At 55.9% G+C, this 24,101-nt stretch carries 23 protein-coding genes; 10 read left to right on the top strand and 13 right to left on the bottom strand.

Annotated features, from left to right (window positions below; all coding sequences use genetic code 11):
• The 4 genes from ABWO67_RS08260 to ABWO67_RS08275 all read right to left on the bottom strand — a co-directional run.
• Positions 1–1,178: MdtA/MuxA family multidrug efflux RND transporter periplasmic adaptor subunit (locus ABWO67_RS08260; protein ID WP_353150190.1), on the bottom strand; the 1,178-nt coding region annotated here is incomplete at its 3' end.
• A gap of 261 nt (positions 1,179–1,439) precedes the next feature.
• Positions 1,440–2,192: a cell division protein ZapD gene (gene zapD / locus ABWO67_RS08265; RefSeq protein WP_353150193.1), complete on the bottom strand. Its 753-nt coding sequence runs from the start codon at positions 2,190–2,192 to the stop codon at positions 1,440–1,442.
• Between the two features lie 25 nt (positions 2,193–2,217).
• Positions 2,218–2,853: a dephospho-CoA kinase gene (gene coaE / locus ABWO67_RS08270; protein ID WP_353150196.1), complete on the bottom strand. Its 636-nt coding sequence runs from the start codon at positions 2,851–2,853 to the stop codon at positions 2,218–2,220.
• Positions 2,854–2,869: 16 nt separating this feature from the next.
• Positions 2,870–3,631 carry a prepilin peptidase gene (locus ABWO67_RS08275; RefSeq protein WP_353150199.1) on the bottom strand — a complete coding sequence of 254 codons (762 nt, stop codon included), beginning with the start codon at positions 3,629–3,631 and terminating at the stop codon, positions 2,870–2,872.
• Between ABWO67_RS08275 and ABWO67_RS08280 the strand changes: the two genes are divergently transcribed.
• The gene (locus ABWO67_RS08280) at positions 3,630–4,289 is read left to right on the top strand and encodes a hypothetical protein (RefSeq protein ID WP_353150202.1); all 660 of its coding nucleotides are present in this window, start codon (positions 3,630–3,632) and stop codon (positions 4,287–4,289) included. The genes ABWO67_RS08275 and ABWO67_RS08280 overlap by 2 nt on opposite strands.
• Positions 4,290–4,305: 16 nt before the next feature.
• On the opposite strand, the gene ABWO67_RS08285 is transcribed toward ABWO67_RS08280, so the two are convergent.
• The 4 genes from ABWO67_RS08285 to ABWO67_RS08300 all read right to left on the bottom strand — a co-directional run bounded on the left by ABWO67_RS08285 (position 4,306) and on the right by ABWO67_RS08300 (position 6,598).
• Positions 4,306–4,536: a response regulator transcription factor gene (locus ABWO67_RS08285; protein WP_353150205.1), complete on the bottom strand. Its 231-nt coding sequence runs from the start codon at positions 4,534–4,536 to the stop codon at positions 4,306–4,308.
• A gap of 107 nt (positions 4,537–4,643) precedes the next feature.
• Entirely contained in the window at positions 4,644–5,486 is an 843-nt protein-coding gene (panC, locus tag ABWO67_RS08290; RefSeq protein ID WP_353150208.1) for a pantoate--beta-alanine ligase, read from the bottom strand.
• Positions 5,487–5,522: 36 nt separating this feature from the next.
• Entirely contained in the window at positions 5,523–6,401 is an 879-nt protein-coding gene (locus ABWO67_RS08295) for a segregation and condensation protein A (protein WP_353150210.1), read from the bottom strand.
• 8 nt (positions 6,402–6,409) lie between these two features.
• Positions 6,410–6,598 (bottom strand): DUF3460 family protein, encoded by a 189-nt coding sequence (locus ABWO67_RS08300; RefSeq protein WP_353150213.1) that lies wholly within the window; start codon positions 6,596–6,598, stop codon positions 6,410–6,412.
• 150 nt (positions 6,599–6,748) lie between these two features.
• On the opposite strand from ABWO67_RS08300, the gene ABWO67_RS08305 reads away from it, so the two are divergent.
• Entirely contained in the window at positions 6,749–8,125 is a 1,377-nt protein-coding gene (locus ABWO67_RS08305; RefSeq protein ID WP_353150275.1) for a DHA2 family efflux MFS transporter permease subunit, read from the top strand.
• 1 nt (position 8,126) lies between these two features.
• Here the strand turns inward: ABWO67_RS08305 and ABWO67_RS08310 are convergent, their stop codons facing one another.
• Positions 8,127–10,946, bottom strand: a complete 2,820-nt coding sequence (locus ABWO67_RS08310) for an aconitate hydratase (protein ID WP_353150216.1) — start codon at positions 10,944–10,946, stop codon at positions 8,127–8,129.
• Positions 10,947–11,760: 814 nt separating this feature from the next.
• Here ABWO67_RS08310 and ABWO67_RS08315 point away from each other — a divergent pair.
• Complete coding sequence (locus tag ABWO67_RS08315; RefSeq protein ID WP_353150219.1) at positions 11,761–12,342, top strand: YceI family protein; 582 nt, start codon at positions 11,761–11,763, stop codon at positions 12,340–12,342.
• Between the two features lie 155 nt (positions 12,343–12,497).
• Positions 12,498–12,725 carry a DUF2061 domain-containing protein gene (locus ABWO67_RS08320; RefSeq protein ID WP_353150222.1) on the top strand — a complete coding sequence of 76 codons (228 nt, stop codon included), beginning with the start codon at positions 12,498–12,500 and terminating at the stop codon, positions 12,723–12,725.
• Positions 12,726–12,756: 31 nt separating this feature from the next.
• Here the strand turns inward: ABWO67_RS08320 and ABWO67_RS08325 are convergent, their stop codons facing one another.
• A complete protein-coding gene (locus tag ABWO67_RS08325; protein ID WP_353150225.1) occupies positions 12,757–14,952 on the bottom strand; it encodes a putative bifunctional diguanylate cyclase/phosphodiesterase in 2,196 nt (731 codons plus the stop codon).
• A 493-nt stretch (positions 14,953–15,445) separates the two neighbouring features.
• On the opposite strand from ABWO67_RS08325, the gene ABWO67_RS08330 reads away from it, so the two are divergent.
• Entirely contained in the window at positions 15,446–15,655 is a 210-nt protein-coding gene (locus ABWO67_RS08330; RefSeq protein ID WP_073102334.1) for a cold-shock protein, read from the top strand.
• Positions 15,656–15,742: 87 nt separating this feature from the next.
• Positions 15,743–16,672, top strand: coding sequence for a 23S rRNA (adenine(1618)-N(6))-methyltransferase RlmF (gene rlmF, locus ABWO67_RS08335; protein WP_353150228.1), 930 nt, complete (start codon positions 15,743–15,745; stop codon positions 16,670–16,672).
• A gap of 13 nt (positions 16,673–16,685) precedes the next feature.
• Here rlmF and ABWO67_RS08340 read toward each other — a convergent pair whose 3' ends face one another.
• Positions 16,686–17,927: an FAD-dependent oxidoreductase gene (locus ABWO67_RS08340; RefSeq protein ID WP_353150231.1), complete on the bottom strand. Its 1,242-nt coding sequence runs from the start codon at positions 17,925–17,927 to the stop codon at positions 16,686–16,688.
• A 94-nt stretch (positions 17,928–18,021) separates the two neighbouring features.
• Between ABWO67_RS08340 and panD the strand changes: the two genes are divergently transcribed.
• The gene (gene panD, locus ABWO67_RS08345; RefSeq protein WP_353150234.1) at positions 18,022–18,435 is read left to right on the top strand and encodes an aspartate 1-decarboxylase; all 414 of its coding nucleotides are present in this window, start codon (positions 18,022–18,024) and stop codon (positions 18,433–18,435) included.
• A 48-nt stretch (positions 18,436–18,483) separates the two neighbouring features.
• A complete protein-coding gene (gene alkB / locus ABWO67_RS08350) occupies positions 18,484–19,146 on the top strand; it encodes a DNA oxidative demethylase AlkB (RefSeq protein WP_353150237.1) in 663 nt (220 codons plus the stop codon).
• Here the strand turns inward: alkB and pdxR are convergent.
• The gene (pdxR, locus tag ABWO67_RS08355) at positions 19,134–20,621 is read right to left on the bottom strand and encodes a MocR-like pyridoxine biosynthesis transcription factor PdxR (RefSeq protein ID WP_502929985.1); all 1,488 of its coding nucleotides are present in this window, start codon (positions 20,619–20,621) and stop codon (positions 19,134–19,136) included. The two genes, alkB and pdxR, sit on opposite strands and share 13 nt — an antisense overlap.
• Positions 20,622–20,745: 124 nt before the next feature.
• On the opposite strand from pdxR, the gene ABWO67_RS08360 reads away from it, so the two are divergent.
• Both ABWO67_RS08360 and ABWO67_RS08365 read left to right on the top strand, forming a co-directional pair.
• The gene (locus tag ABWO67_RS08360; protein ID WP_353150243.1) at positions 20,746–22,011 is read left to right on the top strand and encodes a 4-aminobutyrate--2-oxoglutarate transaminase; all 1,266 of its coding nucleotides are present in this window, start codon (positions 20,746–20,748) and stop codon (positions 22,009–22,011) included.
• 14 nt (positions 22,012–22,025) lie between these two features.
• Positions 22,026–23,495 carry an NAD-dependent succinate-semialdehyde dehydrogenase gene (locus tag ABWO67_RS08365; RefSeq protein WP_353150246.1) on the top strand — a complete coding sequence of 490 codons (1,470 nt, stop codon included), beginning with the start codon at positions 22,026–22,028 and terminating at the stop codon, positions 23,493–23,495.
• Positions 23,496–23,570: 75 nt separating this feature from the next.
• Here the strand turns inward: ABWO67_RS08365 and ABWO67_RS08370 are convergent, their stop codons facing one another.
• Positions 23,571–23,996: an organic hydroperoxide resistance protein gene (locus tag ABWO67_RS08370; RefSeq protein WP_353150249.1), complete on the bottom strand. Its 426-nt coding sequence runs from the start codon at positions 23,994–23,996 to the stop codon at positions 23,571–23,573.
• Between the last annotated feature and the right edge of the window lie 105 nt (positions 23,997–24,101).

The raw sequence follows: 24,101 nt of genomic DNA on the forward strand, positions 1-24,101 counted from the left end.
GCGGCCGCATCGCCGGTCACGACTTCCACCAGCGCACCTTCACGCAAGCGATCCACCCCTTCTATTACCACCCTCTGGCCTTCGCTCAGGCCGGAAGTGATCGCCACACGCTTGTCATCCACCTGCCCGACTACGACAGGCTGCACATGCACCTTGTTATCGTCACCGACCAGATAGACAAATGCGCCTATGGATCCCTGCTGGATCGCCATCGTTGGCACTATCAGCGCTGGCGTGGTGGCTACCTGCAAACGCGCGTTGACAAACTGGTTGGGAAAGAGCGATTCGTCTTCATTGGCGAAACGCGCCTTGAGCTTGACCGTGCCGGTGGCGACATCGATTTGATTATCCAGCGACATCAATTCGCCAGTGGCAATCTTGTTCAAATCATCGCGATCGTATAAATCGACCGCCAGCGTCTTGCCGGCGCGGATCTGCTTGAGCACGTCCGGCAGTTGCGCCTGAGGCAAGGTAAACAGTACTGAAATGGGCTGCGTCTGGGTAATAACCACCAACCCATCTGTACTGGACGCGTTAATCATATTGCCCTGATCCATCTTGCGCAGACCAAGCCGCCCCGACAGCGGCGCAATAATCTTGGTAAAGCTGAGCTGCAGCTTTGCACTATCGACTGCCGCCTGATCGCTTTTGCGGGAACCCAGATGCTGCTGGACCAACGCTGCTTGCGCATCGACCTGCTGCTTGGCGATGGAGTTTTGCTTGAAAAGCAATTGGTAGCGCTGCAAGTCGCGCTGCGCGTTCTGCAGTTGCGCTTCATTCTGCTTTTGCTGCCCCAACGCCCGGTCCAGCTCGACTTGGAATGGGCGCGGATCGATCTGCGCCAACACATCACCTTCTTGCACCTTCTGCCCGTCGGAAAAAGCGATTTTCTGAAGTTCGCCATCTACCCGGCTGCGCACGGTGACCGTATTAAATGCGGTCACCGTGCCTATGGCTTTCAATACATGATTGATGGGCCCGGCCTCGACCGTTGCCAGCTTTACCGGAACCGCCATGGCCGGCATGCCGCCCATACCGTGGCCGCCGCCGGGGGATTGCGGCTGCGCGCTCCCCTTGGTGAAAAACCAATAGCCACCGGCACAAACCAGCACCAATACTAACGCCCACAGCCACCGGCCGCGACGCGGACGATAAGATTCGGAGCTTGAATCCGACATGCACAGTTCTCCGGTTCATACGAAACAGCCGCTATTTTCACCGATCGGCGCCGTAACAGGCGCGCAAACCGGACATTTGAAATGCAATGCAACAACAATTTAAGAAAACACGGCATTTGCACAACGCCAACAATGCATTCATAACGTCTACAGACGCGCCTGCTCACCCCATTGTCCATGGCGATGTTCAGATGGCGTATATCGTTATACCGTTGTCCGGTGGATTAGCTCGCGGAGCGAGGGTACCTTGCCCCGAGCCCACTAGACATTGCAGCGCGCCAGCTTGAACGGCACATCAGTGCTGATGGCCTGTGGCTTCAGATCCTGGTCTTGGGCGGCAAAACGCACCCAGATCACATATTTGTTGGCACTCATTTCGGGGAATACATTCAGCGCGGCATCGACCCACACACGTAATAGCTGGAACAGCTTGCCCCCCAGCATTTCCTGGTAAGCCCCTTCACGAGCCACCAAGTCGACGACGTCGCCCGAATCCCGCAGCAAACGCAAAATAAGAGCCAGCCCTTTGTACAGAGGCATAAATGGCATGATCCACTTGCGCAAATCGGACGCGCGCGCCTCTTCGGGCTTGATCTGCCACGAAAAATACGACGGCATATCAACCTGAGAAGATCCACCGGGAATCGCTATGCGGCCGCGTAAGCTGGCCAGCCAGTCGTTATCGCGCAATTCCTGGCCAATCCGGCCTTGCGCACTGAGTTCGGCGGTAGCCTGCTGGATTTCGGAAAGCATGCTGTCGAGCATGCGGGGATCTACCCCGGGGTGCTCGCGCAACGCGCTAAGTGAATTTCGTTGACGTTCGAGGTCTTGTAGAACAGCGCCACGCAAGTCGGTACGATCGCAGATATCCAGTAAATCGAATAGCGTGGCGACCGAGATATGATGGAAATGCGCGTCAGTGCCCTTGGCGAAGAAAAATAGCCTGTCGAACAAATGCTCGACTCTTAACAGAGACCGAACGCGTTCATTGCAAGGATATTCATAAAGAATCACGCGACCAAAGACCTTAATTAATTGATTATGTACGACTGCCCGCTAACTTGCCTGACGATTCCGACGCCAATGCGCACCAACTGATGTGTAAATCTCGAGCCCGATGTTCAAGTTCTTCGATGCTGGTATGCGCGTCGTTCAGCACAACATCATCGGCCACGGCCAAACGCGCTTCCCGCGACGCTTGAGCAGACATGATACGCCCAATAGCCTCAGGCGTCAGCCCGCTGCGGGCCTTGACCCGCGCCACCTGGGTTGCGGGATCGCAATCGACTACGCAAATGCGATCAACTTGATCCCGCCAACGGCCGGATTCAACCAGCAACGGTACAACGAAAACAAGATAACACCCTTGCGCTGACGCAGCCCTTCGCTTTGTAACGGAACCTATCATAGGGTGAATAATGGCCTCGAGCTGGTGCCGGGCTTCGGGGCTGGCAAAGACCAGATCGCGCATCGCCTGGCGATCCAGCGCACCGGTAGGGGAAATGATATCCGGCCCGAATTGCTGGCGTATCGGTTCTATAGCGAGGCCGCCCGGCGCGGTAAGGTCGTGCGCAATGACATCCGTATCTATTACGGCGGCGCCCCACGAGGCAAAGAAATCGGCAACGCGGCTTTTACCCGAGCCTATGCCCCCTGTCAGACCTATTTTGAACATATCGATACGCCTAGAACTACCAAAAATACGAATGTACAACAGACCCGGTCATTAACGCAGCAATTCCTGCCGCTGCCAAAAACGGCCCGAAGGGGTAAGCACCAGTAGGCGTAAGGGTTCTTTGCCTGCCCATGGCAAACAGTACACCTACAACGCAGGCCACGAACAAGACGCTGACCAAAGGACGCCACCCCAGCCATGCGCCCAATGCGGCCAACAGTTTGAAGTCGCCATAACCCATGCCTTCACGGCCGCTCAGCGCCTTGAATAGCCAGAACAGCAACCACAAGATGCCGTAGCCCAGCATAGCGCCGGCGATGGCTATCCTGAGATCAGGGCCGTGGCCCGACCACGCCAAGACAATTCCCAGCCACAACAAAGGCAAGGTCAGCGCATCCGGCAAAAGGCGGGTGCGCGCATCGATCAGGGCCAGCATCAATAGCATCGCGGTTGCGGCTGCAAGGCCCAGAAAGTAGAACGTATCGCCATGCAAAACATATAATCTTACAAAGCTAGCCGCCAATAGGGCGGCGCAGGCCGAACCCGCAAGCCAGCCTTGAACGCCTTGGGCGAGATTGCCTGGCGCCGTACCAAACCGACACAAAGCTTGACGCAATGCGGCTCGCAAGGTAGCCGCATCGGCCTCGCCGCCCCCGGCCAGTACGCCTGCATAGGCCCTGGCAACCCTTTCACACCACACACCTACGACAGCACCTGAACCAACGAGCAGAAAAATGCGTAGAATGCTTATTGCCCCCTGTTGATGGAAAAACTCCATGCCTTCCTTAGCCTTGTTCACTAAATCATCGTTTATCAAACCCGTGGGCGCCGCGTTGCTGGCGTTGGTTATGGCTGGGTGCGCCCAGCAGAAGCCCGCCGGATATTACGATACCCCCCACGATAGTACCGAATCAGACGCCCTGAATCAGGCGCAAGGACGCACCAGCGCACGCGCGCCATCGCAAATACAGCTTGATTTTGGCAACACCCAAGAAACGAGAAAACCCCAGGCGACACAAGACCAGGCAACTGAAACCGCCACAATCAAGGCGCGAGCCCTGATCGAAGCCAAAACATTCCTTGGAACCGTACCCTGCCTGGTTCCAAACAGCTCCTGCTCGGCGACGCGGGTAACGCTGACCCTGGCTCCGGGCGGCGAATGGCGTTCGCGTACCGTCATGCTGGACAACACCGACGCTAAAAACAATACGGCCGAACAGGGCTGCTGGAGCGTCATCGGCACCAAGCCGTTGCGTATCTTGCTTCAGTTGAAGAACGAAACCGTCAAAGCCAACCTGACCTTCGTTAATGACAACGTGCTGCGCGTCAACACATTCAATGAGATTCAGCCCGCCCTGGATTACCACCTTACACGCCAGCAAGACCTTGACCCCATCGACGAACTCGCAAGCCAGCCCGCGCTTCAGTGCGGATAAGCTACGGGTAGCCTGTTTACGACGCAGTCCGCTGCGTCAGTAAACAGCGCGTTAGTTCGACAGCGTTCCTGACCTGCATTTTCTGGAAGATTCGGGCACGATGCGCCTCAACGGTGCGTTGCGATACGCCCAGCTCGGCCGCGATTATCTTGTTAGGCTTACCCGATACGACGTAATCCATGACATCGCGCTCACGGGGAGTCAATACCGAAAACGGTGACTCGCCACGATCATGCCCCTGTACCATGCCCATCTCCTGAACGTATTGATTCCACGTTATTTTGTCACGATACGTTACAGATGTCTCCTGTCAGATCTTACAGAGGATCCACTGGCGACATAGCAGGCCGGCGCTTAAATCTCCAGATTATCGATCAGACGCGTAGTGCCCAGTTTTGCCGCGGCCAACACGACCAGGGGCTCGCGCGCACTGATTTCACTTGCCGTGGGGATTAATAAATCACGTTGGCGGCGCAGCGACACATAATCAACCGTCCAGCCGCGACTGCGCAAGTGTTCGATTGCATGCCGTTCCAGCGCTTCAGGATCGGTATGTCCTTCCTGGATGCGGGCCTTCACGCTCTCGAGGGCAACATACAGCTGCGGCGCTTCGCTGCGCTGTGCGTCGTCCAGAAACCGGTTGCGCGACGACAGCGCCAGGCCATTAGTCTCGCGAACCGTTTCATGGGCCAGGATATTGACGGGCAACTGAAATTGCCGGCACATGTTACGTATCACCATCAATTGCTGATAATCTTTTTTGCCGAATACCGCCACGCTGGGCTGTACACAGGAAAACAGTTTCAGCACCACCGTACTCACACCGGTGAAAAAACCTGGACGGAACTCGCCTTCCAGAATGCCGCCCAAGTCTTCGGGGGGCTGAATCCGGAAATTCTGGGGTTCTGGGTACATTTCCCGTTCATTCGGTGCGAACAGCACATACACGTCGCGGGCCCGCTCCAGTTTTTCAATATCGTCAGCCAACGTTCGAGGATACTGTTCGAAATCTTCATTGGGGCCGAATTGCAGGCGGTTGACAAAAATACTGGCTACGACTGGGTCGCCATGCTGGCGGGCCAGCTTCATCAATGCCAAGTGGCCTTCATGCAGGTTACCCATGGTGGGTACAAATGCCACTCGCAACTGTCCGCGCAACTGATCACGCAACTCTTCGATGGTGTGAACGACTTTCAAGGAAATCTCCGTGCGGAATGAGGTTCTTCCGCCTGATCAGGCGGCGGCGCGTATGTATGACAAACGCACATAAATAGGGGCATAGGGTTCTACCTGGGTAATGTCGAGCAGCGACTCGCGCGCCAGCTCTAGCATGGCCAGGAAATGGACGACCAAAATGGCGACAGCATCGCCCTGATCGACTCGTTCGCTAAATAATTCGGTAAATTCCATGAAACGCACATCACCCAGTCGGCGCAGGATCTGACTCATGTGATCGCGTACCGAGAGTTGCTCGCGCGTAATCCGATGGTGGGCGTTAAGCTGCGCACGCCGCATGATATCGAGCCAGGCATTGCGCAAGTCGTCGGGACTGACATCCGGCAATGCTTGCTCGAACTCCAGGTCCATCAGGGCGTGCGTGCGTTGAAAGTCCCTGCCCAACTGAGGTAAAGCATCAAGCTTGCGTGCCGCCAGCTTCATCTGCTCGTACTCCAGCAGGCGCCTTACCAGTTCAGCGCGCGGATCATCAACCTCTTCGCCTGTGTCGGTCTTTTTGACCGGCAGCAACATGCGTGATTTGATTTCAATAAGCAGCGCCGCCATCAGCAGGTATTCGCCAGCCAATTCCAGATTGTGCTTACGTATCTGGTCGACATACGACAAATACTGCTTGGTGACCTCGGCCATGGGAATATCAAGCACATTGAAATTCTGCTTGCGTATCAGGTAAAGCAGCAAATCCAGCGGCCCCTGGAAGGTCTCAAGAAAAACCTCCAGGGCATCGGGAGGAATATATAGATCTTGCGGCATCGCAAACAAAGGCTCGCCATACAGGCGAGCCAGCGCCACGCTGTCGATCACGTCGGGCGTGCTGTCTATAGCCGGGGCAACCAAGGCATCAAGTCCATTGGCAGCTGGCTTGGGCAAAGCCATTAGGACGACTAGTTCGTTTGGTACACGTACGGTTTTTGCGGCACCTTGGCGGCACGAAAACCTTCCTGGACGTCAGCATCGATGTGCTTGTCCCAGAGACGGCCGCGGCCCTCGCGCTGACGCGCTTCGGTATCGGGGTGTTCCGTTTTGTACTTTTTCAGAAACTGGGTGATTTCCGATTCGAAATTCTTTGCCATAATGCTTACGTACCAAATCTGGTTAACCGACGAAGTTCAAGTTTACTTCACTCGCGCACAATTGAATGCCTAATGCCGTCTGACACCTCTGCACCAACCACTAACACACCAAACCTGCCGCTTTCCGCGCGCGAACGCAGTGCAATCCGAATGATACCGTTTATTGTTGGATGCGCACTGTTCATGCAGATGCTGGACTCAACTGTCGTCGCTACCGCCTTGCCGGCCATGGCGGTTTCGCTGGGGTCGTCGGTGGTGCGCATGAATGTTGCGATAACCAGCTATTTGCTCGCGGTCGCGGTGTTTGTACCCATTAGCGGGTGGGCTGCCGACCGTTTCGGCGCAAAACGGGTATTCATTGCCGCGATCCTGCTTTTTACGCTTAGCTCTATAGCCTGCGCCGCATCGCAAAGCATTGCCCAGCTGGTGGTCTCTCGTGTCGTGCAAGGGCTGGCCGGCGCCATGATGGTGCCCGTGGGGCGAATTATCCTGCTGCGCAAGATCCCCAAGACAGAACTGCTCAAAGCCATGGCGTTTCTGTCGCTGCCTGCATTGCTGGGGCCGATCATTGGCCCGCCGCTGGGCGGGTTCCTGGTGACCTACGCCTCGTGGCACTGGATATTCCTGATCAATATACCGGTAGGCATACTAGGCATCGGCCTGATCATGTACTACATCAAGGATGACTATCCTGTGACCGCGCCGCGCCTGGATTGGATCGGCTTTATTCTTAGCGCCGTCAGCCTGGCCGCCCTGGTATCGGGCTTCGAAGCCATGGGCCATCAGTCGATGTCCTGGTCGGAACTATCAATACTGGTGGGTGTTGGCCTGGCCTGCGGCCTGCTATATATCTGGCATGCCAAGCGGGTCGACTACCCGATTATTGATTTATCGTTGTTGCGTACGCCCACTTTCGCTATTTCCACGCTAGGCGGCAATTTATGTCGATTCGGTGTGGGCGCCAGCCCTTTTCTGCTGGCGATCTTGCTGCAAGTCGGGTTCGGGCTGTCGCCTTTTTCAGCGGGCATGATCACGTTTACCAGCGCGGTGGGCGCAATGATCATGAAATTCGTGGCCAGCCCCATCATTCAGCGCTTCGGTTTCAAGCGGGTACTAGTCGTCAATGCCTTGCTTACCGCCGTCTTTATTGCCCTGTGCGGGCTTTTCCGGGCCGATACGCCAATATGGATCATGGCTGCGATCCTGGTCATAGGCGGCTTTTTCCGGTCGCTGCAGTTTACCGCCGTGAATACGCTGACCTATGCCGACCTGGGCTCGAAAGACATGAGCCGGGCCAGCAGCTTTGCCGCAATGGCCCAGCAGTTGGGCATCAGCCTGGGAGTAGCCTGCGCGGCAGTCACGCTAAACCTGAGCATGAGCTTGCGAGGCGGCTCGGAACTGGCCCTGGTAGACATTATCTGGGGCTTCGTTGCGATCGGGCTGATTACAGCGGCGTCGGCGATTTCGTTTTCCCGGCTTCCCGTCGATGCGGGAGACCATCTGAACAAAAACCAACGCCCGCGGTAAGCTAGCCTTTTTCCAGCAAATTACGCAGCACATACTGCATGATGCCGCCATGACGATAGTAGGCGGCTTCGCTGGGCGTATCGATGCGCAGCAACGCCTCGAACTCGACATTGCCCGCCCTGACCTTGACTGTCGCAGGAGTAAGGCCATCGTTCAGCGCGGTGATCCCTTCAATGTCGAAGACCTCTTCGCCTGTCAGGCCCAATGTCTGGGCGTTTTGACCTTCGGCGTACTGCAAGGGCAAGACCCCCATACCCAGCAGATTGGAACGGTGAATACGCTCGTAGGATTCCGCAATGACGGCGCGCACCCCTAGCAGCACCGTACCCTTGGCGGCCCAGTCCCTGGATGAGCCCGAACCGTATTCCTTGCCCGCAAGGATGACCAGCGGCGTATTGGCGGCCAGATAGGCCCGGGATGCTTCGAAGATGGTGGAGACCGGGGCACTCGCCTGAGTAAAGTCGCGCGTGTAGCCGCCTTCGGTTTCGGGCGCCAGTTGATTCCGCAGCCTGACGTTGGCAAACGTACCCCGTATCATCACCTCGTGGTTGCCACGGCGCGAGCCGTAGGAATTAAAGTCTTGCGGCGCGACGCCGTGCCCGGTCAGGTAGACCGCCGCTGGCGAATTCTTGGCAATCGAGCCCGCCGGACTGATATGGTCGGTAGTCACCGAATCCCCCAGCTTGGCCAGCACCCGTGCGCCAAAAATATTCGTAACTGGCTCGGGATGGCGCGGCATGTTTTCGAAATAAGGCGGCTTGCGCACGTAGGTTGACGCTGCCTCCCATTCGAAAATATCGCCCTGTGGCGTGGGCAACTGCTGCCAGCGCTGGTCGCCCGCGAACACATCGGCGTAACCATTTTTGAACATATCCGAAACAATGGATGACTCGACCACCAGCGCCACCTCGGCAGCTGTCGGCCATATATCCTTCAGGTAAACGTTATGGTTGTCGTGATCGACGCCTATCGGGTCATTGAACAAGTCGATATCCATCGTCCCCGCCAATGCATACGCCACCACCAGTGGCGGCGACATGAGATAGTTCATTTTGACTTCGGCGTGAATACGGCCTTCGAAGTTCCGGTTACCCGAGAGCACCGATACTACCGACAAGTCTTGCTCGGCAACTGCTTTGCTGACTTCGGGAATCAGGGGGCCTGAATTACCAATACACGTGGTACAGCCGTAGCCCACCAAATTAAAGCCCAGTGCTTCGAGATAAGGCGTAAGCCCTGCCCGGTCGTAGTAATCGGTGACGACCCTGGACCCCGGCGCCAGACTGGTCTTGACCCACGGCTTGCGGTTCAGCCCTTTCTCGACAGCCTTCTTGGCCAACAACGCGGCGGCAATCATGACCGTAGGGTTGGACGTATTGGTACATGATGTGATCGCCGCAATCACGACCGACCCGTGGTCGATCTGCCCTCTCGTACCATCGCCAAACGTGACCACTATCGGCTCACGCCGCCGCCTGCCGCTGACCGGCGCCTCATCGGTATGGTCGGTAGGTTGCGCCGAGCGGCGGTCGGAATCGCTATAAGAAGGAGGATCGGATGCGGGAAACGATTCCGCCACGGCTTTATCGTAGCCCTGCTGAACCTGATCGGGTTCATCCACATAAGTGGCCAGCGCACCGCGAAATGCCTGCTTGGAATCCGCCAACGAGATGCGATCCTGAGGACGTTTAGGCCCGGCGATAGAAGGCACAACGGTGGATAAATCCAATTCCAGACGCTCGGAATAGCGCAACTCAACCTGCGGATCGTGCCACAGCCCCTGTTCCTTGGCATAAGCTTCGACCAGCGCAATTTGCTCGGCCGAGCGGCCGGTTAGCGCCATGTAGTTCAGCGTAACTTCGTCAATGGGGAAAATGGCAATAGTCGAACCATATTCCGGGCTCATATTGCCTATGGTCGCGCGATTGGCCAGCGGCACCGCCGCCACGCCTGGGCCGTAGAACTCAACGAACTTGCCTACAACACGGTGTTGACGCAAGCGCTCGGTAATCGTCAAGACCAGATCGGTAGCCGTGGATCCTTCGGGCAAGGAGCCTGTCAACTTAAACCCGACGACCCGGGGAATCAGCATGGAGATAGGCTGGCCCAGCATGGCGGCTTCGGCCTCGATACCGCCCACGCCCCAGGCAACCACACCCAAGCCATTGACCATGGGGGTATGCGAATCGGTCCCCACACAGGTATCCGGATATGCTGTTGTTACCCCGTCGTTTTCCTGCGTAAAGACAACGCGTGAAAGGTGCTCCAGATTGACCTGGTGCACGATACCAGTTCCGGGCGGCACGACTTTAAAGTCGTGAAAGGCATTCTGACCCCAACGCAAGAACTGGTAGCGCTCGAGGTTACGACCATATTCGATATCGACGTTACGCTCAAACGCCGTGTTCGAACCGAAAACATCCACGATCACAGAGTGATCAATGACCAGTTCGACCGGCGCCAGCGGATTGATACGGGTCGGATCACCACCAAGCTGGCTCATGGCCTCGCGCATTGCGGCCAGATCGACCACGGCGGGTACACCGGTAAAGTCCTGCAAGACCACACGTGCAGGCGTGAAGGCGATTTCGCGGCTAGGCTGCGCATCGGCGTCCCAAGCGGCAAGGGCGTTGATATCGTCGGCGGTGATGTCTGCGCCATTTTCCGTGCGCAATAAATTCTCAAGCAGAATTTTAAGACTGTATGGAAGGCTGGCTACATCAAGGCCTGCTCCGGAAATGGCGCTTAGCCGGAAAATCTCATAGGGCTTGCCTTTGACATCCAGCACACCTCGGGATCCGAAAGAATTCACACTAGCCATGACATCACCTCCTATCTGTAGAAACATTTACCCAGTCCGCAACTTTTCACTTAGGGACGGTTCACCCACCTACCATATCATGATGACTTCGATCTGTTAACAATGGCCCTATCTGCGTGGCACGTCAATGCTGCCGGCACCCAGCATGCCTGACACCAGCGGACTCTCGAAAATGCCGATCATCCGGATCTTGCTACGCGGTATATGCGATTTTTGCTCCGCGTGTCAGGCCCTAGGGGACGATCAATACCTGCATCCACGATAGATACACAGGATCGTCCAATAATTCATATCGCCAGGTGCCGTGGGCTGGCTTGGGCACGGCGAATATTGAGCGCGCCGGGCAGGCAGCCTGGACTGGCGGGACAAGGGCGCACTGTTTGAGTGGGGCGTTTACGGGCAGCCAGTGGCTGCCCGTTCCCACGAGTTTGCGCCCGTCGCCAGTCCAGGCTGCCTGCCCGGGAAATCCCGCAGGGATCGCAGCGATTATTCGCCGTGTCCAAGCCAGCCCACGGCGCCTGGGTTAAGAATATGTACTGTTAAGAATATGCACGATTAAGAACATGAACAAGCATGACCCATTACCCCAGGGTCAAAAAGAGCCAAAAACAGCATCACCTGTTTCAACGCATTACGTACCGCCCTAAGAAAACCATACTTTGCGAAGAATCAAAAAAACTTCCCAAAAACCCCTGACAATAACCCTAGCGCCCGCAATGGCAGTCTCGGCAACGCAAGAACACGCCTTGCCTCATCAACCACTCACCATAAACCCTACGCGGAAAATCAACCTTAAAACCTAGGACTAATCATCATGGCCCTGAAATCAGCAATAGCCACCGCAATCGCCCTATCCAGCCTATCTGCCGGCATTGCCTGCGCCGAACCCATCAGCTACGACATCGAACCGACCCATACCTTCGTCAACTTCGAAGTCCTGCACTCCAAAACATCAACGACACGCGCCCGTTTCGACAACGTCACCGGCACCATCGTGCTTGACCGCAAAGCCAATACCGGTAAAGCCGATATCACTATCGACGCCAACTCCGTCAGCTCCGGCATTCCAGACTTCGACGCCCACCTGAAAAACCAGGACTTCCTCGACGTCGCCAAGACCCCTACTGCCAAGTTCATCGGCACAGACTTCAGCTTCGACGGCGACAATCTCAAAGCCGTCACCGGTCAATTGACTCTGCTGGGCAAAACAGCGCCTGTCACCCTTACCGCCAGCCGTTTCAATTGCTACGATAATCCCAGAATCAAAGCGCATGTTTGCGGCGGTGATTTCGAAACCACCATTCAGCGCAGTCAGTGGGGTATGAATTGGGGAATAGACAAAGGCATCCCTGACGATGTTCGTCTGCTGATCCAGATCGAAGCAATACAAAAATAATCGGCCTCTTCAACGGCCCGGCTTGCGGGCGGCCCTCAAACAATGGGCTGCGCGCTTGCCATAGTCACCGCCTATCGCAGGGATCCACATAATTAACTGTTATTTTTAAATGATATTGATTATCATTTGACTCATTGGATTATGCGGAGAAGATCATGCGGGTACTTGCTCAAAAAACCAGCCAAGTCATGCTGCACATGTCAGTTGCCTTTACTGTGACCTATGTGTTTACCGGCTCGTTAGCGACCGGAGGGGTGGCTGCCATTGTCGAGCCCGTGTGTAACGTCATACTCATGCCGCTGCACGATCGCTTGTGGAACAAGTCTGAAAAGAAGGCAAAACGCTCTGGCCCCCTGCCCGCCGCTGCCCACCAATTGGCCTGAGCACCGGCAGCCCCATCCCGGTCAGCCCGCTTCAGTGGGCAGCGTTGCCCGGCATAATCCGTTTTTTATAGACGCTTAAAGGCGCGACCAGCATTTTCGCCAACTCATTCGATGGCACAGGCTGGCTAAAGTAGTAGCCCTGCATTTCATCGCAACCGTTAGCCTGCAAGAACAATGCCTGCTCCAGCGTCTCTACGCCCTCTGCCACGACCGCCAAATCCAGACCCCGGGCCATGGCAATGATAGCCCTGGTAATCGCAGCATCATTAGTATCATGGCTAATATCTTTAATGAAAGAACGATCGATTTTCAAGACATCGATAGGGAAACGTTTCAGGCAACTTAGTGATGAGTAGCCTGTTCCGAAATCGTCGATCGCCAGCACAACACCCAACTCAGACAATGACTGCAAGGCAGTCACTGCCGCTTCGATATCCTGCATAACTGTGCTTTCAGTGATTTCCAGTTCCAGACGATTGGGGTCAAGGCTGGTATCGTCCAGTACCTGCCGAATCTGGCTCGCCAGATTGGGTTGCTGAAACTGCTTGGCCGACAAGTTCACCGATAACCGCGGCTGCGGCAATCCCTGCTTGTGCCATTTTTGCGACTGCTCACAGGCTCGCCTTAACACCCACATGCCAATTGCATCGATACAGCCATTTTCTTCCGCAAGAGGAATGAAAGCGGCTGGCGCTACCCTGCCCAATACGGGGTGATCCCACCTGACCAGCGCCTCCACACCAACCACTTCGCCGGTTTTGAAGCTGACTTTAGGTTGATAATGAATAATCAGTTCGTCATTCTCGACAGCATGATGCAAAGAACTTTCCATCAATTGCTGCTCTCGAATGTCGCTTTCCATATCCGCCGTATGGAAGCGATAGGAATTGCGCGAGCTTCTTTTCACGCTGCCCATCGCCATATGCGCCTTTTGCAGCAGCCCGCTTTCAGTCGTTTCATCCGCGGGAAACAAAGTGATCCCTATGCTCGCGCTTAACAGGATCTCGTGCCCCTGAATACGGAATGGCACGCGCATTTGCTGCAAAAGCTTTTCAGCCAGCAGCGCCGCCCTTTGCCCATCGGAAATCCGGGTTTGCAAAATAATGAACTCATCACCTGCCTGGCGCGCCAGCATATCGCCTGCCGACAGAACTCGTGCGATACGACTTGCGCTCTCCCGGATCACGGTGTCGCCTACCCCATGGCCAAAAGTTGCGTTGATTTTCTTGAAAGCGTCGATACCCAGAAAAAACACGGCCAGGATGCCACCGCTATGACCCGTATCGACAATAGCGTCACGCAGTCTTTGCACGGCCAGCCCGCGGTTAGGCAAACCGGTAAGACTGTCATGCGTAAGGTGTTCCCGACGCGACTGCTCAGAACGGCGAAGCTGCTGATAAGAAGCCTGCATTCCGTCCACCACAATAGCGTAGTACAGATACATACAGCCAATAATTTTATAGATATGGCCGACAACATTCGGCAAGTCGTCAGGCTGATGATAAAAGGTGAGGCAAATTTCGCTTAGCGCCATCAGTATCGCAGCCAGCACCAAATACTCGGCCTTCCGATGCGCCATGCGCCGCAGCAAGACTACCGCTGCCAATATATAAAGCGCGGCCACGACGTATTCAGCCACGATTTTGGAAGTCGTCAGGCCCTGCCCTTCGATAAACAGAGGCGGAACGACATCGGGCCTATACAGGACCAGCCAGTACACCAGCATGGTTATTGTCATTGCACCGGCGACGGCAAAATAACGAATGCGAGCATCAACATACAGTGCCCACGGCAGAAGCGCCACCAATAACAAGGCGCTAGCGCTGATAAGACGCGCCGCCAACCAGAAAGCGATGCCTTTGGACTGAGAATTCGGCGTTACAAAATCCGGCATGCCATTCAACGACAGCAAGTGGCCCAAATCCAACAGCCCAACAGCCAAAAATGCGGCTGAAAACACTATGACACTGCATGACACTCTGTTACCAGATTGATGGCAACCGAGCGCAAAGATCATGGCGGCTACCACTGCCGCGAATCCTTCCATTGCTGTGTGCAGCGGCAAATATGCCGCGCCTAAGCGCACGAACATAGCGACATCGCTAATGGCCAACCACGCTATTGGCAAGGTAAACAGCAACGCGATGCCCGTCACACGCCAGATGCTGGCATTCCCGACTGACGCGCCACTAAACGCGTTGTTTCGGATGCATGATCCTTTAGTCATTACGAAAACACATCCCACTATTCACAGCGCGTGTACCGAAATTAAAAAAACAGGTTTATCAAGATCAAGGCATTCAGCGCCCAGATTCTTCATTAACATTGAAGATATTGAATCCAGCATTTATGCGAAAGTAACATTAAGCTGACTAAAAATGTGCTCTCCGGCCAATTATTGCGCCGTATTAGGATGCCGCGAATTATCCGATTGATGTCCTAGGGAAATCACCGTATAAAATCCTATTTCCCCAGGCGGCAGGGGCATAAAACCCGTATTCATAAGGCCCAGGTGTTGTAAAGCCCACTACTTCGTAACCTAAAGTAGCTTTTCGGTCTGGACTTTATTCTCTGATAGGATTACATTCCTGCATAGGTTTTCAAGTTCGTTGAAGTTAGCACAAACCAGTACCAGAAAAACTGTACTTTTTTGCTCATATCTCCACGCCTTGACAGTCTTTTGCAGAGCATGTCGCTCGTCTTTTTAGGGATCGCAAGAAATGGCAACAGAAACTGGTATTGTTAAATGGTTTAACAACGAAAAGGGCTTCGGCTTTATTACTCCTGAAGCTGGTGGCAAAGATTTGTTTGCACACCACACCGACATCGTCGGCACAGGCTACAAATCGCTCGAAGAAAACCAACGTGTTTCTTACGAAGCAGCTGAAGGCCAAAAAGGCCCACAAGCCAAAAACATCCAAGTTATCTAAGATAACTGGTTGATAAAAAGCCCGCTTTCGAGCGGGCTTTTTTCATGATCACTTCTTTTGCACCCATCGTTTCAGGAAAACATCGTCTTGCTGCATCCGCGAAACCGCCATCAAGGCCGCTATGATTTTGACCGGCTAGTCACAGACAGCCCGGGGCTGGCAGGTTTTGTTGTAGCAAACCCACACGGCGAGCCCAGCATCAACTTTGCCGACCCGGCAGCCGTTCGGGCCCTGAACCGCGCCTTGCTCAACACGTTCTACGGCATCAAACACTGGGATATTCCCGCCAACTATCTATGCCCGCCTATACCGGGCCGGGCCGACTACATTCATAGCCTGGCCGATTTGTTGGCGCAAAGCAATAGCGGCACCATCCCGCGAGGCCCGGCCATACGCGTGCTGGATATCGGCATGGGCGCCAACGCCATCTATCCACTGTTAGGCCATGCCGAGTACGGCTGGCGCTTTCTAGGCTCGGATATCGACCCTGTCGCCCTGGCTGCGGCGCGAAACATTATTCAGTCCAATAGCGGCCTTATCGATGTCATTGAAACGCGCAGGCAAAAATCGCGAGACCAGATATTCGAAGGTTTGCTTTACGAGGATGAGCGCTTCGACCTAAGCTTGTGCAACCCTCCCTTCCATGCTTCGGCATACGAAGCGGAAAACAGTTCGCAACGTAAGTGGCGCGGCCTGGGCAAGCAGCCATCACGCCATAAAGCCCCTGTATTAAATTTTGGCGGACAGAATACCGAGCTATGGTGTGCCGGCGGTGAAGCCGAATTTATACGTTCCATGATCGAAGAAAGCACAGCCGTGTACAAACAGGTTTTCTGGTTCAGCACCTTGGTTTCCAAAGAATCCAATCTGCCCGGCGTGCTGCGCAATCTGAAAAAAGTCGGCGCGCTTGATGTACGCACCGTGGAAATGGCCCAAGGCCAAAAGAATAGCCGCTTTGTTGCCTGGACGTTCTTGAATGCATCGGCCCAACATGCCTGGCGCGCACGGTGGCAATAAAGCCGGCAATGGCCTAATGCCTACCTGACTTGACATGTTCGCGGCGAAAACCCACCCCGAACACATACGCAGGAATTGAACGGACCAGCCGCCAGCGCAATAGCCATTTCACGGCCTTGGGCAACGCCAGTGGCTGACCATCGTCTTGCGCGGCCAGTACCGGTGCAATCAACCTGCGTTGCAGGAATACCTGAATCCCCTGTATGACTTGAGTCGACAATAGCCTGCGCTGTTGCACCTTGGCCAGCAAGGCCTCGTCAGGCAAGCCCGGCGCCAACAGCGCGGGCGCCAAGATATTCGCAGCGGCCACTGAGTCTTGTATGGCCAGGTTGATACCCACGCCTCCGATTGGCGACATGGCGTGCGCCGCATCGCCAATCAACAACAAGCCCTGGCGATGCCATTGCGGCAGCCTGTCGACACGCACTTCCAGCAACTTGACGTCATCCCATGAAGTCAGCGCATCGACCCGGTCAGCCAGGAACCCAACGCGCTGCACAATACGCTTGTGCAAATCGGCAATAGGACGGGCGCGCCACATCGCTGCGTCGCCTTTGGCGATGACAAAGGCGACCTGCCAGTAATCATTACGGTTCAACATGACCAGCAAGCCGCCCTTGCCCGGCGCACCGTAAGTGCCGTCGGGGTCAGCCGCATGCCGCGGCAAACGAAACCACAGCACATCCATCGGAGAGCCCAGATCTTTGGGTTGCAGCGCCGCAGCATCGCGCAGGCACGAGTTGCGGCCATCGCAGCCAACCACCAAGTCCGCAAGCACTTGAATCGGGCCGTCGGAGGTGTTTGCCTCAACGCCGCGCACCCTGTCGTCGCCTTCGTGGCGGATAATTCCCGTTGCCTCGCAGCACATGCGTAAAACAAAATTCGGATAGCGCTGCGCTTGTTCGGCAACCAAATTCAAAAAGTCCCACTGCGGCACCAGCGCAATATACGGAAATGGCTTCAGGCCGCGGAAGTCGCCGACAGCATATACGCCGTCAGCGAGCAGGACTTCGATTTGGTCGGCACGATGCTGCGGCAAGCTGTCGAAACGTTGCTTCAAGCCCAGCTCTGCAAGAATTTCCAGCGTCGACGGATGCACGGTATCGCCCCGAAAATCACGCAAAAAATCCTTATGCTTTTCCAGAACGACAACGTCCACCCCTGCCCGGGCAAGTTGCAGCCCAAGCATCATGCCAGCAGGCCCGCCACCAACTATGCAGCAGCGGGTCGAGACAGTTTGCTGCGTAAGTTTCATGGTTTAGTGTGCAATGCGCACAGCGACTCGTCAATAGATGCTGTTGCCTACAGGCAATACAATACACCGCTATTTTTTTAAAGAGAATGACATCGTGAGAAAAGTTGTACGCGGCAAACTTCACGGCATACGCGTTACCGGCGCCGATCTGGACTACCACGGCTCCATTACCCTGGATCCCGACCACTGCGAAGCAGCCGGCATCCTGCCTATGGAGTTCGTGGATATCTGGAACAAGAACTCGGGTGCGCGTATCAGCACCTACGTGATTTATGGCGAACGCGGCTCCCGATGCTGCATTCTGAACGGCGCCGCTGCACGAACCTGTCAGCGCGGCGACGAGGTCATTATTTGCAATTCAGTCTATGTCACGGAAAAAGAACTTGAAGATATCAAGCCTTCCATCCTGACCTTCAATCCCGACAACTCCATCAACGAACGCCTGGGCTATAGCGTAGGCCGCGATGCGCAAGAGCGCCTGACATTCGAGATCGTGCACTTCGACTAAGCCTTGTATTATTGAACTATCCGCGGCCACTACAACAAGGCCTTCATTATGTTCGATCTACTTGAATCCACGCTGGCCGGCACCCGGGACAACCTGGGTGAACAGGCCTGCGTCTTGCGCGGGTTCGCCCTGCCCTATGTCCCGGAAATGCTGCCTGTACTGGACAGCATTCTGAAGGCTGCACCATTTCGTCATATGGTCACGCCCGGTGGGTACCACATGTCGGTGGCGCTGACTAACTGTGGCGCCCTGGGATGGACGTCCGATCGGCGGGGCTACCGCTATGCCCCTAACGATCCGGTATCGGAGCAAGCCTGGCCGGCCATGCCCGACCTGTTCTTGCGGCTGGCAAACACAGCAGCAGCCGAAGCCGGCTTCGACCAGTTCGAACCCGACGCCTGCCTGATCAATCATTATGTGCCGGGCACCCGCCTGTCGCTGCATCAAGACAAGAACGAACTGGACTTTCGCGCGCCCATTGTGTCGGTGTCGCTAGGCATCCCTGCCATGTTTCTTTTCGGCGGCCATGAGCGCAGCGACAAGGCCCGTCGCATCCCGCTATTTCATGGCGATGTCGCGGTATGGGGCGGGGTCGACCGCCTTCGCTACCATGGGGTCATGCCGTTGAAAGAAGAAACACATCCGCTGCTGGGCGCGCAACGCATCAACATTACCTTCCGCAAGGCTGGCGGAACCCCTCATGCGGTCTGAACACTACCTGCACTGCACGACTGGCCAGCTACTTCGGCCAGACTGTTAAGCAGCAATTCAAAGCTGGGAACCATATCTCGCTCGGACACGCAGGCATAACCCAGCAGTAAGCCATTCCGTCTTTCCTGACCCTGCACGTAATAGCGCGACAAAGGGCGAGTCAGTATGCCTCTTGCATGCGCGGCGGCGACAACCTGGGTATCGTCCATGCCGGCGGGCAGAGTAAGTACCAAATGCAACCCTGCATCGCTCCCATCCTGATGCAACCACTCCGGCCCCAGACGCCGCTCTATCAGGTTGACCAGCATGGCGCGACGCCGTCCATACAGCATGCGCATGCGACGGATGTGCCCTGCGTAATGTCCATCGGAAATAAACGTGGCCAGCGCGGCATGCGTCATTAAGTGGCCCTCACGGTACAGCTCTGCATGTGCGGTCTGAAAAGCAGGCACCAGCAACTTGGGCAAGACCAGATAACCGATACGCAGGCCGGGAAACAGCGTCTTGCTGAACGTGCCCAGGTAAATCACCGGCGCATCGGGTTCCAGGCCCAGCAACGATGAAATGGGGCGCCCCGAAAAGCGAAACTCGCTGTCGTAGTCGTCTTCAATAATCCAGCTGCCCGCTTGCCTTGCCATGGCAAGCAATTGACGGCGGCGCGCCAATGACATCACCGATCCAAGAGGATACTGATGCGAAGGGGTGACAAAAATGAATCGCGGCGGACTTGCCCCAACCTCGTCAGGCAGGCACATACCGTCTTGGTCTACCGGCAAGGCATGGATTCCTATGCCGTTCGCTTCGAAAATGGCGCGTGCCCCCCAATAGCCAGGATTCTCTATCCATGCAAGATCGCCCGCACTGCCCAAAATCCGTGTAGCCAAGTCGATAGCTTGGTGCGAGCCCTCAGTAATAAGTATTTGCTCTGGGTCGCAGTCGATCGAACGCGTCAGCGCCAGATGTTGTGCCAGCGCCTTGCGCAACGCGGGCAAGCCGCCGCCATAGGAGTAGCTCAGCAAGGCAGGCTCGGGATTACGCCACAGGGCGGTGACAATAGCACCGAACTTTTTATGAGGAAACTCGGTGACGTCGGGTACGCCGGGCATAAAAGCGCCCCATTGGTATGGCGATGCCGATGCCCCCGCCACGATGCGCTCGCCCCTGGGAGACAAGACCGGATGGGTTTGCGACGTGGAGTCGTGTCGGCGACCCGGCCCGCTTCCCAGATACAGATCGGGTAAAGAGTCGGTGACGAAGGTGCCGCTGCCCTGTTGGCTTTTCGTATAGCCTTCGGCCACCAGTTGCTCGTAGACATGCACAACGGTGTTACGCGCAATGCCCAAATCAGCGGCAAGATCCCGCGTGGCCGGCAAGCGTGCGCCCCCGGAAATAGAACCATTGAGTATGGCTTCGCGCATGCCTAGATACAGCCGCTTATTCATCGGCCCCTGGGCTTTTCCACCCAGTTTCAGCATAAGAAGCTCGCTGACAAGAGAACTCAATTGGTTCCATCCATTTTAGTTAAGTGGATCTATTTGATGGGTCCATTTTAGCATTTAATAGCGTATACCCATCAACACTAAGAACCTCGAGACCAATATGAAAAGTCTGGATTTGAACACCCGCCGGTCGCTGGCGACCCCACGCGGGATAGGCGTCATGTGCGACTTTTACGCCGTGCGCGGTAGCAATGCCACATTGTGGGACACCACCGGGAAGGAATACATCGACTTCGCAGGCGGTATCGCAGTGCTTAACACCGGGCACTGCCACCCCCGGATCAAAGCCGCCATTGCCGCGCAACTTGATTGCTTTACCCATACGGCCTACCAAATCGTGCCCTATGAAGGCTATATCTCATTGGCCGAACGCATCAATAGCATTGCCCCAATCACCGGCCTGAAAAAAACCGCCTTCTTTACTACCGGTGTAGAAGCCGTGGAAAACGCCGTAAAGATCGCGCGCAGTTATACCGGGCGCTCTGGCGTCATCGCCTTCACCGGCAGCTTCCATGGCCGCACCATGCTGGGCATGGCCCTGACTGGCAAGGTCGCGCCCTATAAGCTGTCTTTCGGGCCCATGCCCGGCGACATTTATCACCTGCCCTTCCCCAGCGCGACGCAAGACGTCAGCGTCGCGGACTCGCTAAAAGCACTGGATTTTCTATTCAAAGCCGACATCGACCCCAAGCGCGTTGCCGCCATCATTATTGAGCCCGTCCAGGGCGAAGGCGGCTTCAACGTCACCCCGCCTGAACTGATGACAGCACTTCGCAAGGTATGCGACGAACATGGCATTTTGCTGATCGCCGATGAAGTCCAGACCGGCTTCGGCCGCACAGGCAAGATGTTCGCCATGGAGCACCATACCGTAGAAGCCGACATAATCACCATGGCCAAGAGCCTGGGCGGCGGCATGCCGATATCGGGCGTCGTTGGCCGTGCGGAAGTCATGGATGGACCCGCCGCTGGCGGCCTGGGCGGCACCTATGCCGGCAATCCACTAGCTGTTGCCGCGGCTCACGCCGTGCTGGATGTCATCCGCGATGAAAAGCTGTGCGAACGCGCCACCGTGCTCGGACAACGGCTGACAGACAGGCTGAATACCTTGCGTGCAACCTGCCCCGCCATCGCCGACGTGCGCGGCCTGGGCTCCATGGTTGCCGTCGAACTCAACGACCCGGACACAGGCGAACCAGACGCGGCCAAAGTCAAAGCCATCCAGGAAAAAGCCCTCGCGCAAGGACTCCTCCTGCTAAGCTGCGGTGTATACGGAAACGTTTTACGATTCCTGTATCCGCTGACCATACCCGACGATCAATTCGCTAGCGCTTTGGATATTCTGTCCAACGTGCTCGCCGCCTGAAAGGACTTATCACTATGACGCAACCAACCCGACCGCTAAACCGCCCCGATCTTTTGCGCGACGCCTGCTTCATCGACGGAAAATGGCTGAAAGCCAGTGACGGCTCCAGCATTCCCGTCAACAATCCCGCCACTGGCGCCACCATTTGCTCGGTGCCTAAACTAGGCCGCAAAGAAACCGAGCAGGCCATCGCAAGCGCCCAGGCGGCCTTGCCCGGATGGAGCGCCAAGACCGGCAAGGAACGCGCCATCATCCTGCAAAAATGGGCGCAGCTGATGATGGATAACCAGCAAGACTTGGCCGTCATCATGACATCCGAGCAAGGCAAGCCCGTTGCCGAAGCCGCTGGGGAAATTGCCTATGCCGCCTCATTCCTTGAGTGGTTCGGCGAAGAAGCCAAACGCATCGACGGCGATATACTGCAAAGCCCCAAGGCAGGCCAGCGTCTGATGGCCCTCAAGCAGCCCATAGGTGTTTGCGCCGCGATTACCCCCTGGAATTTTCCTGCCGCCATGATTACCCGCAAGGTGGGCCCTGCCCTGGCGGCCGGTTGCACCATGGTGGTCAAGCCCGCTCAGCAAACACCGCTGACCGCCTTGGCGCTGGCCGTACTGGCTGAAGAGGCCGGCGTGCCTGCTGGCGTTTTCCACGTCATCACTGGCGGATCGCGCGACATTGGCGGCGCCCTGTGCGAAAGCGATGTCGTGCGCAAACTGAGCTTTACCGGGTCCACAGAAGTCGGCCGCACGCTCATGGCGCAATGCGCGCCAACCATCAAGAAGCTCTCGCTTGAGCTAGGTGGCAATGCGCCGCTTATCGTCTTTGACGACGCCGACCTGGATCGCGCCGTGGATGGCATATTGGCGTCAAAATACCGCAACGCCGGCCAGACCTGCGTTTGCGCCAACCGTATCTATGTACAGAGCGGCATTTATGAGGACGTGCTCGCCCGCCTGGTCGAAAAAGTGAAGGCCATGAAGGTCGGCGACGGCTTTGCAGAGGGCGTAACGCAAGGCCCGCTGATCGACGAGGCGGCCATCGCTAAGATACAGGAACATATCGCCGACGCCGTTGCTCACGGCGGCAAAGTCGTGGCCGGCGGCAAGCCGCACGCGCTGGGCGGCACCTTCTTCGAGCCCACCATCGTGCGCGATGCCACCCAGGAAATGCGGTTTGCAACCGAAGAAACCTTTGGGCCTGTCGCTCCGCTATTTCGCTTTGACAACGAAAAAGAAGTCATCGCGATGGCGAACGACACAATTTTCGGCCTGGCTGCTTACTTCTTCACCCGGGACTACGCCAGGATCTGGCGTGTTTCGGAAGCGCTGGAATACGGCATCGTAGGGATCAACACAGGCATCATTTCGAATGAAGTCGGCCCCTTCGGCGGCGTAAAACAATCGGGCCTGGGCCGTGAGGGTTCCAAATACGGCATCGAGGAATATCTGGAAATGAAGTATCTGTGCGTTGATCTGGGCGAATAAGACGACGTAAAAAAGGAGATCACACGACGTGATCTCCTTTCAGCCATCTGAAGTCCAAGATCTGCGGCCTTGTTGTTACGCCAGTGTCAGCGTCACATCGATATTGCCACGTGTCGCATTCGAATACGGGCACACGATATGGGCCTTGTCGACCAAAGCCTGGACCTGATCGCGAGGCAGGCCTGGCACAGATATTTTTAGCTCGACCTCAATACCAAAGCCGTTAGGAATAGGCCCGATACCAACCTCGCCTTCAATGCTGGTCTCGGCCGGCAACGCCACTTTTTCGCGGGAAGCCACGAGCTTCAATGCCCCCAAAAAGCACGCAGAGTATCCGGCAGCAAATAGCTGCTCGGGATTCGTGCCTTTTTCACCACCACCCCCTAGCTCCTTGGGCGTGGTCAATTTAACATCCAGCACGCCATCGGACGATACAGCTCGGCCATCACGACCGCCGTTAGCTTTAGCTTGGGCACGGTATAGAACTTTTTCAACAGACATGATGAATCTCCTGATTCGTAAAAAAACACTGCGGCGGCTTGAATTGACAGCAGGCCCGTCGATACCTGCCTTTACATGTGAACTATTAAATAGCACACTATTTAT

Source organism: Pollutimonas bauzanensis (genome assembly GCF_040393045.1).
GTDB lineage: Bacteria > Pseudomonadota > Gammaproteobacteria > Burkholderiales > Burkholderiaceae_B > Pollutimonas > Pollutimonas bauzanensis_A.